Origin of the sequence: Providencia sp. PROV175, assembly GCF_032707045.1 — a bacterium.
Taxonomy (GTDB): domain Bacteria; phylum Pseudomonadota; class Gammaproteobacteria; order Enterobacterales; family Enterobacteriaceae; genus Providencia; species Providencia hangzhouensis.
The window spans coordinates 1,104,992-1,117,413 of the sequence record NZ_CP120533.1; the positions used below are offsets into that span (position 1 = coordinate 1,104,992).

Consider the following 12,422-nt stretch of genomic DNA (forward strand, 5'->3'; position numbering starts at 1 on the left):
GCTACTTATCCATATCCTTTAACCGATAAATCCAATCTAGAGCTTGGCGGGGGGTGAGCTTATCTGGGTCAATCCCTTCCAATGCGCTGAGTACGGGTGAGGGTTCAGCATCTTCTGTGGTTAAAAAACTAAGCTGGGCGCTATCTACATGACTCGCATTGGCATTGTTTGAGATAACTTCGAGTTCTTTAAGCTTTTGTTTTGCCCGTTTAATCACATCTTTTGGTACACCCGCAAGAGAAGCGACAGCAAGGCCATAGCTTTTGCTGGCGGCGCCATCTTGAACATTATGCATAAAGGCAATGGTATCACCGTGCTCAATAGCATCTAGGTGAATATTGACCGCGCCTTCGAGTTTTTCAGGTAGTGTTGTTAATTCAAAATAATGCGTTGCAAATAACGTCATTGCCTTGATTTTATTAACTAAGTTTTCGGCGCAAGCCCAAGCAAGGGAAAGGCCATCATAGGTTGACGTTCCGCGACCAATTTCATCCATTAGTACTAAGCTATGTTCTGTTGCATTATGAAGAATATTCGCGGTTTCTGTCATTTCGACCATGAAGGTTGAACGGCCAGATGCAAGGTCGTCAGAGGCACCGACGCGGGTAAAAATACGGTCGATTGGGCCTATCACCGCTTTGCTTGCAGGGACAAAACTACCGATATACGCTAACAGGGTAATCAATGCTGTTTGGCGCATATAGGTACTTTTACCGCCCATATTTGGACCTGTTATGATCAATAAACGACGTTGTGGCGATAGTGATAACGGATTGGAGATAAACGGCTCACTGAGTACTTGTTCAACCACAGGATGGCGACCTTCAGTAATTTGGATACCTGGTTTTTCAGTGAGTTGTGGACAAGCATAACCTAGAGTTTGTGCCCTTTCAGCTAGGTTGGCTAGGACATCTAACTCAGCGAGAGCTTCGGCACTGGTTTGCAGCGCAGCAAGATGAGGTAATAGCATGTCAAATAACTCATCATACAGTGCTTTTTCAATGGCTAACGCTTTTCCTTTTGATGTCAATACTTTATCTTCATACTCTTTGAGTTCAGGAATGATATAGCGTTCCGCATTTTTTAACGTTTGCCGACGGACGTAATGGATAGGTGTTAAATGGCTTTGGCCTCGGCTTACTTGAATATAGTAGCCATGAACAGCGTTATAACCAACTTTTAGGGTATCGATCCCCAATTTTTCTCTTTCGCGTATTTCGAGCCTATCGAGGTAGTCAGTTGCCCCATCAGCAAGGGCGCGCCATTCATCGAGTTCACTGTTATAACCCGGGGCAATAACTCCGCCATCACGTACCAATACAGGTGGCGCATCAATAATGGCTTTTTCAAGTAAGTCTTGTAACTCATCAAATTGGCCAATACGATTTTGAAGATCTTGTAAATACGAACAACTTGATTGGCTCAGTATTTGATGAATATCTTGGTATTGCTGGAATGCGTAACGCATACGGGTTAAGTCACGTGGACGAGCGGAACGCAGTGCTAAGCGTGCTAATACCCGTTCTAAATCGCCGATCTGACGCAAAAATGGTTGTAATTCAAAGCCGCATTCTTGCAATGCACTGATAGCTTGTTGGCGGTTATTTAATACTTGAATATTACGCAATGGGGTATGTAGCCAACGTTTTAGCATACGGCTGCCCATTGGGGTTACGCACATATCCAAAATGGCGGCAAGTGTGTTTTCTGTACCACCTGCGAGGTTTTGTGTGATTTCTAAATTGCGACGAGTTGCTGCATCCAAAATGACATTATCATTTTGTTTTTCCATCACAATACTGCGAATATGGGGCAGTGAAGTACGTTGTGTGTCTTTTACATATTGTAATAAGCAGCCCGCAGCTCTGAGCGCTTTATGGGCATCTTCAACCCCAAAACCGATTAAATCTTTCGTACCAAACTGTAAACCGAGCTGTTGTTTTGCAGTATCAAGCTCATATTCCCATAATGGGCGGCGACGTAAGCCTTTATTGTGTTCAATTAATGCCATACTGGCGAAGTCTTCAGGGTATAGAAGTTCGGCAGGGCGAGTGCGTTGAAGCTCAGCTTGTAATGCTTCTTCGTCGGCAATTTCACTAATAATAAAACGACCAGAAGTGATATCTAATGTGGCAAACCCGAAGCCTTGTTGGTCTTGCCATACCGCAGCTAATAGGTTGTCTTGCCTTTCATTTAATAGCGCTTCATCGGTGATAGTACCCGGCGTGACAATACGTACTACTTGGCGCTCAACCGGCCCTTTACTGGTCGCAGGGTCGCCAATTTGTTCACAAATGGCGACGGATTCACCCATTTGTACTAATTTGGCTAAGTAGCCCTCGGCAGCATGGTGGGGAACGCCAGCCATAGGGATCGGCTGCCCCGCAGATTGTCCCCGTTTGGTGAGGGAAATATCCAACAATTGAGACGCTTTTTTAGCATCATCAAAAAACAGTTCGTAGAAGTCACCCATGCGATAAAACAGCAGTATGTCTGAATGTTGTGCTTTTAGTTTTAGATACTGCTGCATCATAGGGGTGTGAGATTCGAAGCTTTGCTTATCAGTCATAATGTTGTCTGTTCTAACGTATTGAGTTAACTAAATTCTGTGAGTGTATTTGACGATTATTTTCAGAGACTAAAATACCACAAATCGCAAGAAATGAGAGTAGGCAAACGTGTTAGCCATGCAATTCTCTATAGTATGACGTGATTATCACAGGGACAATGCATGTTTGGTGATAAATGGTCTGAAATATTGTTGAGTAGAAATAAATAGCGCAAATAAGGGGACATAGATATAACCGTTATTTGCGCTAAAGATAAACGGATTATTTAGTTGCTGTTTCCGCGCGTAGCTGGCTAACTTGTTGTTCCAAATCAGGCCATGGAGATTTGTCGGTAAACGTTGTTCTTAGGTAATTTAAGAGTACTGCTATTTGCTGATCACTTAAATTATGACGAAAAGCAGGCATGCTGCCGAGCCCTTCTGTTGCCTCATACTCAATTCCATTTAATACAACGCGAATGGCATTATCTGGGGTATCTGCATAGAGATTCGTATTTAAGGCTAAAGCGGGTCGTACACCTGACATTTGCGCACCTTTCGTTTGGGCATGGCATGCCATACAAGCCCCTGAATACAACCTTGCCCCTTCAGTAGAGAGTGGTTCAATTTTATCTTCTGTTTGCTGTACGATTGCTACGGCTTGCGATGTGACTTGCGGATGATCAACTTCAGAAGTCAAATAGGTAGCAATAGCTTGTCTATCTTCTTCGGTTAATTGAGAGGTTCCTTCTCTAATGACAGGCGCCATTGGGCCTGCTGCGACGCCGTGGTTAGCCGAGAATCCCGTACGCAAAAACTCCGCCATATCCTGATGGCTCCAAGCAACAGGTGAGGCTTGGTCACCTCGCAGCGCTGGTGCACTCCATCCTTCAGCATCTCCACCCATCAAGTGGCTATCTCCGCCTTTTTCACCAAATAATATATCACGAGGGGAGTGGCAAGCGCTGCAATGGCCGAGCCCTTCGGTAAGGTATGCACCTCGGTTCCATTCATCAGTTTGTGAACTGTTTGGTTTTATTGGCCCTGCGGTTAAATACAGCTGATTCCATGCCCAAATTCCTTGGCGAATATTAAAGGGAAAGTTTAACGATGTCTTTGGTGGTTGATAACGAACGGGTTTTTGGCTCATTAACCATGCATAGAGGTCATATAAATCATCGTCGGAAGTATGAGTAAATGCGGTATAAGGGAATGCAGGGTATAAATAATTCCCTTCACGATCAACACCATAACGCATAGCCCGTTCAAACGCTTCATATGACCAGCTGCCAATTCCTGTTTCTATATCCGGTGTTATATTTGTGGTGTAAATCGTGCCAAAGGGGATCTCCATTGCGAAGCCCCCGGTATTTTTCTCACCGCCAGGCCGTGTATGGCAAACAGCACAATCACCTAGTGCCGCTAATTTTTCACCGTGGGCAATTTGAGTATCAGTAAAACTTTGTGTCGAATTAGTGTGTAATGGCTCAATGGCAGACTGCCAACTCAGAGCGAGTCCCCCCACCGCAATAATAATGACAGCAAGCGCACTGTAGCCAAATAGTTTTTTTGCTTTACTCATGAGCCACTCCTTGGTTTTTGGCTGCCATATCTACTGCTCGTAGAATACGTTCAGGGGTAAATGGAGCTTCCCGCATACGCACACCTAATGCATCAAATAACGCATTTGCTACCGCGGCAGCGCTTGGTACCGATGCAGATTCACCCGCTCCCATAGGGGGTTCATTGGGATATTCCATTAATTGAATGTCAATTTCGGGTAACTCATCGAAACGTAGAATAGGGTATCCCCCCCATTCAAGTGAGGTTGTGCCTGATTTATCAAAGGTGGCAAACTCTTTTAATACTCGGCTACAGGATTGAATAATGTTTCCATGGACTTGGTGTTTAACGCCATCTGGGTTAACTATTTGTCCACAATCATGAGCGACATAGACTTTTTTGATAAGCACTTGCCCTGTACGACGATTAACGGTTAAGTCACAAACCCAAGCTGCCCATGCGGCACCAAACCCCGGGAATTTACTGTGAAAATAACGCGCCCAGGCAAAGCCTCGACCATTCACAATTTCTTCGGTTACAGGGGATGGTTTTTGATGCATTGGTCCATCAATCCAATTTGCTTGTTTTTTCACAGCATTAATTAAAGCGATAGCTCGAGGATCATCTAAATATTTCAAGCGGTATGCTATAGGGTCTTGCTGTGCTAAATAAGCAACTTCATCAATCCAAGATTCATGAGCAAATACATTTGGAAGTGCTGAAACTCCGCGCATCCATGATGCCCTAACAACAGGCGCGGTATCTTTAGCGATAACGCGCATATGTGGGTATCGATATTGAGGGATAGCCGTGCGGTCTCCCATCTGTTGAATATCCGGTTTATTTTCTTTTTTCCCAGTTAAAATCAACGATAAAGTAGCGGCGTTATTTGATGGATAACGAGTGCTGAGTTCGTAAGCGCTGACATCATTATTTTGATCAATTCCCCCTCGAATTTTAATCAATTGCCCGGTGCCTTTTGGCTCCCAACCCGCTTCTTGTTCTCGCATTAATTGCACTCGCACGGGTCGTCCTGTCGCTTGAGACAGTAAAACGGCATCGGCTGCCACGTCATCAGCACAGTTACGACCATAGCACCCTGATGCTTCCATGCGATGAATGTGTATTTGATATAGGTCTCTATCGAGTTGTAGTGCTAAATCTTTTCGCAGGTCATGAGGGTTTTGTGTGCCTGACCAGACATCAACTTTATCGTCGCGGACATCTGCGATAGCGCAAGATGGCCCAATTGATGCGTGTAAATGGTATGGCCAAACATAGTCTGCATTCACAGTTTTATGTAAATTGGCTAAGGCGCTGTCAACACCGTCATCATCTCGCAATACTCTATCTTGGCTGGGTAATGCATCAAGGGTGTCATGAAGCTTATCGAGGGTTAAATCGGGTAATCCTTGCCATTCTTTCCATTGAATTTTTAACTGACGCATAGCGTCTATCGCTTGTTCTTCACGTTCGGCAACGACACCAACAAAGTCATTAATGCGTACAATTTTTACAATGCCTTTTAGGTGAGCAATAGAACTTTCATCAATGGAAAGCAAACTATTCCCAAGCGGCGCGCTACTGTCTGCACCTGCATAAGGAGGGCGAATAACTCTGCCATGTAACATATTGGGTACTCGCATATCATGTACCCAAGTCAATTCACCCGTTACTTTAGCGCGAATATCTACGCGTTGAATCGGTTTTCCGACATAAACAGCCTCAGAAACAGGTTTTAAGGTTACGTTTTCATCTAATTCAAAATGGAGATCTTGTCCTTTCGCCAATTGCGCATAACTCAAACGGCGTTCAGGTTGGGCAGTGACAAAAACATATCCATGCTCTGCTCGAACAGCTTCCACAGGCACATTTAACGCTTTTGCAGCAAGAGATGTTAGCTTCATGCGAACTTGAGCAGCAGCATGGCGTAAGGGGATAGACGTGACCTGAATGGTCGCACTGGCGATAGTCGGTCCTTGATCTGGTGTACTTTGCGGATCCCCAAGTATCATTGTTACCGATTCAAAAGAGACACCAATTTCATCAGCGACAATTTGTGCGAGCGAGGTACGAATTCCTGTACCTAAATCCACGTGACCATTAAATGCAGTCACCGAACCATCTGCAGCAAGAGCAATAAAACTATCGACATAATTTAAAGGGATAGCGGCATTCTTGGTTGGTGTTTTTTCTGTTGCAAATGAAATAGAAGGCAACATGTTACTGACAACGATGAGCCCACCAGCTTGCAGCATACGGCGTCGAGTGATATCTAAAATACTCATGCTTTACCACCTTGTGCGATGATTATTTTAGCTTTTTTAGCTGCTTTTAATATTTCTACATGGGTTCCACAACGACATAAATTAAAAGCGAGCTCTTTTTTTATCTCTTCTTCACTTGCATTAGGATTACGTTTAAACAGAGCAACCAATGTCATTATCATGCCATTCGTACAATAACCACATTGTGCTGCTTGCTCATCAATAAATCCTTGTTGCACAGGATGGAGTGTATCAGCATCACTAATACCTTCTAATGTCGTAATTTTTCTATTTTCTACTGTCGATACCGGTGTTGAACAAGAGCGAACGACTTTACCATCGATAAGTACACTACAAGCACCACATTCGCCTAAGCCACAGCCATATTTGGGGCCGTTGAGCTTTAAATCATTACGTAATACGTAAAGAAGCGGTGTTGATGGAGAAATATTGCTTAGTTCAATCCATCTTCCATTGATATTTAGTTGCATATATTTTCCTTTCACATTGCTAATCACAACAAATGATAATCTAATGTTATTATTTGTATATTAACTATAACATAGGTTATTAATTTGAATTGTGACTGTATGTGCTAAGGGAAATTTTTGTTAGGTATTTAGTAAGTACTTATTAATGAAGGTTAATATTGGAAAATACTCATGGATTGCGTGAATGTTTGAGTCAGGCGAAGTGAGAGGAAACCCAGTTTATATATTGGTTTTCTTTTAATAGAAATAAGTGAATATCTTTAATTTGAAATTCTTATTTAATGTGGGGTGCGTTGATATATTTCACTTGAATGTATCAATGAAAATAATAATGTCGCTTCCCTTCAATAAATAAGTTATTTGAAGAGAAGCGACGAATGATTACTGCGCCGCTTTTTCAGTTTCTCAACTTGTTCGGCGGTGACGGGTTTACCTTGTCCCCCCCATTCGGCGCGCGCCCATGATATTAAATCTGCCATTTCTTGTGGCGTTAAATCATCAGCAAAACTTGGCATTGCATACATACGTTGCCCATTTGGAAAAGTGGTGGTTGGAATACCCGTTAACACTACACTGATAAAGGTTTCAGGGCTGTCCATCGCTAAGATGGCGTTACCTTTTAACGCTGGAATGCCATTAGGTACACCTTCTCCGGTGATCCCGTGGCAGCCTGCGCAGGTAGACATATACATTAAGCGGCCAGTTTCCATGATTTGACTGACATCACCCACTTCTGATGAGTTTGCCTCTGGCAATGGAGCAGGGGAAGCTTTGGCGCCAAGTATTTTTCCTTGTTTATCCGTCATTAAATAAATCGCCATGTCATCAACATCGCTTTTTTTCATCTGACTAGTCGAAAAATGAGTCACTGTGCTCATATCTGCAAATGCAGAGCCTTGCGGGGCATTACCTGTAAGTAAAAACTGGCTCAAGGAGGCGGTATCGTATCCATGTTTGGAAAGCGCTTCGGCCGTGATATCCGGGATCGCTAAGCCGGCTTCTTCCCCCCCTTGAAGTGACCGTGAAAACTCGACACCCATCATTAAGTTACGTGGTGAGTGACAAGCGCCGCAGTGCGCTAGACCTTCAACAATATAAGCACCTCGGTTCCACTCGGCAGAACGTTGTGGGTCATGAGGCGCATTTTGTTTAGGGAAATTGAGCAAAGTCCAGAAGTTCATAAATGGGCGAACGGGTAGGACAAATACACCTGTATTTTCTTTGTTTGGCACATTGATTGGCGGAAGTGACATCACATAAGCATACAGGGCATCAATATCATCTGATGTCGTCATATGGGTAAATACAAACGGCATGGCAGGGTAGAGATTACCTCTTTCTTTGCCAATTCCGTCTTTCAAAGCACGATGGAAATCAGCACGGGTATAGTTACCGATACCAAATTGCTTATCAGGCGTTATATTTGTGGAGTAAATGGTGCCGAAAGGGGTTCCGATAGCGCGCCCGCCCGCAGCCAATGGCCCTTCAGGTAATGAGTGGCAACCAAAGCAATCTCCAGCGGTGGCCAATTCTTGCCCTCTTGGCAGTAATTTGGCGACTTCTTCTGAAGTCAGTGGTTTATCTAAATTAGGGCCGATACTGGAAGTACGAAAAGCGCCAAACAGGATCGCAAGCATTAATATTATGAATAATAAGATAATAATATAAATGCTTTTACGTAGAGAGCTGGATTTAGCCATGATGTTTCTCCCTAGTCGATCACGCAGCCGGGAGTGTCGAGAGCGACTTTCCTCACAGCTTCATAATAGCGTACATAACCTGTACAACGGCAAATATGCTCATTGAGGGCTTCTTCAATCGCATGTTCGAGTTGGTCTCGCTTCACTGGGTTTTTCTTCAGTTTATCAAGAAACACCGTTGCACCTGTGACAAAACCGGGAGCACAATAACCACATTGGAACGAAAAGTTTTCGATAAAAGCTTGTTGAATTGGCGTTAATTCAACAACTTTGCCTTGTTCATCCAGTTTGGCTTGCCCTTCGATGGTAACAATATTTTTATTGTTGAAATAATGGGCACCAAAGATACAAGTCCGGCTTTCAACCGTTGTGCCATCGGGCTGGATTTCCATAATGGTACAAGCATGGCAAATCCCTTGGCCGCAACCAAAGTGAGTGCCGGTGAGGTCAAGGTATTCATGTAGAAACTCAATCATTGGCATCCCAACAGGGACATCAATAGGACCAATTTTTTGGCCGTTAATGGTCAGCGTTAGTGGCTTGCGCTCAATAATCGGAACGGCATTGTTGATTTTCATGAGAGTGCCTTTTTAATTTTATCTACCGTAATAGGGAATTCATAGAAACGCTTGCCTGTTGCATGGGTTAATGCGTTACTCGTCGCAGGTAAGATAGGGATCATCCCCAGTTCAGCCATGCCTTTTGGTGGTGAAGTTTCTGATAGCGGGGGTAAGTAATCAATGGTTTGCTGCCAAACCGCAACATCTTTTGCACGCGGCAGGACATAGCGATTAAAGTTCCATGTTCCGTTACCTGGCCCATCTTCATACAGTGGCAATTCTTCCATTAATGCGTGGCCAATACCCATGGCGGTACCCCCTTGAATTTGGCCTGAAACCAATTCAGGGACAATCATCGTACCGGGGTCCATAATCATATGGTGGCGCATGACATCGACCTCACCCGTCATGGTGTTGACGTTGAGCTCGACTAAACAAGACGCAGGCGTGACCGTTGTTGGGTCCGCTTTGGCGCGTTGTGTTGGTGGGTAGTAGGCAATTTTACGTTTAATAAAATGGTAACCGCCAGTTGTCATTTGTTTTTTCAATTCTTGTGGTGCACCCTCGCCATAACGAACGGATATTGCATCGAGAGGGAGATTTTTTAAGCCCACAGTTGGGATATCGAACTCTGCACGAGCCCACTGCCAGCTGGAATAGCCGTGAACAGCAACCCCGGTGATGAGCCCCATCTCATGGGCTCTTTTGGCTAAAATGTCAAAAGGAATGGGCTTCATTCCACCACCGCCAATACCATCTGGGCCAACGCGAATATCGGCAAATTCAACATTTAAGCCGTTGAACGCACCGCCGCCGGGGCCTTCACTCCAAATGCTTTTAGCCGCAGGCCAGAGGGTATTTTCCAATAAAAAATGGCCAGCTTGGCGAGTGCCGAACCCAATGTAATAAACACCGCTCGATGAACTCATGTCAGGGATCAGAGCCGGCGTCCAATAGGGATCCGTTTTGGACAACTCGTCTTGTTTTTTCTGATCTGCCCAACTGGTTTTGAGTGGGAGTTCTTCAAATTCCGTTACACCAAACTCAACCACATCAGGGGCTTTGCTGAGTGCTTGCCACACCATCACTTGCTGTGCGGTTGTACCACCGGTACCAATCTCTTGCATACAATGGCGCATTGTTAGTTTGCCATTGATATCAAATTCGAGGGAAAGAATGGTTGGGACGCCACTAGAGCCATAAACTTGCTGCACTTGCGCAAAGCCAACACCGTATAGCTTACCGGGGTTTTTCGCTTCATAATCGGCTTTGTTTTTCTCACGTTCGACCCATATTGGGTGTTTTTCCGCAAGATTTAACATTTCAACGTTGCGTGGGTCACCGGCTATTACGCCGCCTTGTGTATTTGGATAACCTTCTAAAATGGCATTACGGCGGCGCAGTTCAATCGGGTCAATATTAAGATTATGAGCGATTTCATCGACCATCAATTCAGTGACTGCCATCGATTGTAAGGAACCAAAGCCACGCATTGAGCCCGCTTCGACAGCCGGAGTGGCCATGGCGAGAGCAGTGAGGTCAGATTTAGGGAAATAATAAATAGATTGGGCGCCACGTACCGCAACGTGTGATACGGCAACGGAGAGGTTTTCACGGCCGCCACCATTACAGTTATAAGTGCCTTTTAATACATCAAACTTACCTGTTTTTTTATCACCAATGATGGTGACATCCATCTCAATAGAGTGGCGTTTCATTCCCATTTGGAATTGTTCATAGCGGTCATTTGCCATGCGAACAGGGAAGCCATCAGCGTAGAAACTAGCGACCATCGAATAGAAAGGAAAAACCGAATAGTCTTTTGAGCCGTAACCAACAGTAGAACCGGTTAATAACACAATGTTTTCGACGGAAAAATGTTTGTTGTGTTTAGATAGCTCAGCAGCAGCATTAACTACACCAGCAGGAGATTGTGTCGCGGTTAAGATATGCAGCGTTTTGGTTTGTGCGTCATACCAAGTATTACAGTTATCAGGCTCCATCGCGCAAGGGTCAATGGATTGTGAAAAACCATGGCGTTCAATCACAAACTTATCAGGGTTCTGGCGAGCGGCTGCGATTTCTTGCTCAATTTGCCGTGCGTAATCCATCGCTTTTTCTTGTTTATCAGGGCTCTTTTCTGCCTGATGAAGGGCTTGAATAAAGCCGCCACCACGATCTTTACGGATGACGGGTGGAATAGAAATGGCGTGTTTGGGGTCATAAGGTGGCCAAATAGGCGTATTGCCATCGAATCCGCCTTTAATACCAGAATCTTGATAAGGAGAAAAGATAGAAGGCGAAAGTGGGGTGTCACCACCAATACGCACGTACCGTGCTGCACCGTAGTTAGCGGGCGGTTTTGGCCCTGTCACCGTTCCGTATTTTACGGTATTTGTCGCAAAGCGTAACATCCGCTGCGCTGCACTATATTTATCGAAATCATGATAAATCAAGATAGCAACTGGGTGGCCAATAATTGGCGGGGTATCCCCTAGAGGCACTAAAATATTAGTGCCATAGAAGCCTTTCCCCATACTGGTATCTTGGGGAATATTTAAGCCATCACGGATAAGATCTTCTTGTAAAACAACTTTATCAGGTTGTAGATTTGGCCCTAACATTGAAATATCAATGCCTTCAAAGGTTTTATCTGCCTCTGTCGCTTTTAACATAAAGGCATAGCTTTGTTTTTTTGGCCAGCCGGGGATGTCTTTAGCGCGGTAATCACGAGCAAAATTTTTATGGCCAGTGACTTTTTCAACGCCATCCCAACGAAAACGTGCTTTACCGTTTTGACCAATCCAATCCGTTGATGGGGCGTCAGAATCGAGCTCCATTGCTATCGCAAAAGGGAGTTTGCCGACCATAACTGCAATGCCCGCAATAGTGCCTAGTTTGATGAAATTGCGTCTAGAAATATGTCCCGACATGTTGTGCTCCCTGATTATATTTTTAGGGTTTTTATTATGAACAATGGAGATAAATAATACTTTTTAGCCATGCACTGTAAGATTGTTTTATTTCGATTAAATTGGCTCACAATTCGATGACTAATATCAGATAGCTCAGTAAGTTACATAAATAGTATGGGTATCTGTATTGATATATCAAGAACGAGTAAAGGGATTTAGACAAGAAAGTGAATAATACTGTTGAAGTCATCTTAATATGACAGTATTGAATAAAATAACTGAGTTTTATTCAAATGTAATTTATTTAAATGATAGTAGTTCTTATTAATGAATAATTAAATCAATATGTATTTTATTATATAAAGCATATTATTATAT

The 12,422-nt window shown here is 43.9% G+C and carries 7 protein-coding genes; all 7 read right to left on the reverse strand.

Annotated features, from left to right (window positions below; all coding sequences use genetic code 11):
• Window position 1: 1 nt before the first annotated feature.
• The 7 genes from mutS to P3L44_RS04850 all read right to left on the reverse strand — a co-directional run bounded on the left by mutS (window position 2) and on the right by P3L44_RS04850 (window position 12,062).
• Window positions 2-2,569 carry a DNA mismatch repair protein MutS gene (gene mutS, locus P3L44_RS04820; protein ID WP_272662018.1) on the reverse strand — a complete coding sequence of 856 codons (2,568 nt, stop codon included), beginning with the start codon at window positions 2,567-2,569 and terminating at the stop codon, window positions 2-4.
• 262 nt (window positions 2,570-2,831) lie between these two features.
• A complete protein-coding gene (locus tag P3L44_RS04825; RefSeq protein WP_272662019.1) occupies window positions 2,832-4,130 on the reverse strand; it encodes a c-type cytochrome in 1,299 nt (432 codons plus the stop codon).
• Window positions 4,123-6,399: a xanthine dehydrogenase family protein molybdopterin-binding subunit gene (locus tag P3L44_RS04830; protein WP_272662020.1), complete on the reverse strand. Its 2,277-nt coding sequence runs from the start codon at window positions 6,397-6,399 to the stop codon at window positions 4,123-4,125. Before P3L44_RS04830 ends, P3L44_RS04825 begins: the two co-directional genes overlap by 8 nt.
• Entirely contained in the window at window positions 6,396-6,869 is a 474-nt protein-coding gene (locus tag P3L44_RS04835) for a (2Fe-2S)-binding protein (RefSeq protein WP_140171321.1), read from the reverse strand. The genes P3L44_RS04830 and P3L44_RS04835 overlap by 4 nt, the downstream gene beginning before the upstream one ends.
• A 356-nt stretch (window positions 6,870-7,225) precedes the next feature.
• Window positions 7,226-8,569: a cytochrome c gene (locus P3L44_RS04840; RefSeq protein WP_272662021.1), complete on the reverse strand. Its 1,344-nt coding sequence runs from the start codon at window positions 8,567-8,569 to the stop codon at window positions 7,226-7,228.
• An 11-nt stretch (window positions 8,570-8,580) separates the two neighbouring features.
• On the reverse strand, window positions 8,581-9,147 hold the full coding sequence (locus tag P3L44_RS04845; protein WP_004260707.1) for a (2Fe-2S)-binding protein: 567 nt from the start codon (window positions 9,145-9,147) through the stop codon (window positions 8,581-8,583).
• Window positions 9,144-12,062 (reverse strand): xanthine dehydrogenase family protein molybdopterin-binding subunit, encoded by a 2,919-nt coding sequence (locus P3L44_RS04850; protein WP_272662022.1) that lies wholly within the window; start codon window positions 12,060-12,062, stop codon window positions 9,144-9,146. The genes P3L44_RS04845 and P3L44_RS04850 overlap by 4 nt, the downstream gene beginning before the upstream one ends.
• Window positions 12,063-12,422 lie beyond the last annotated feature (360 nt).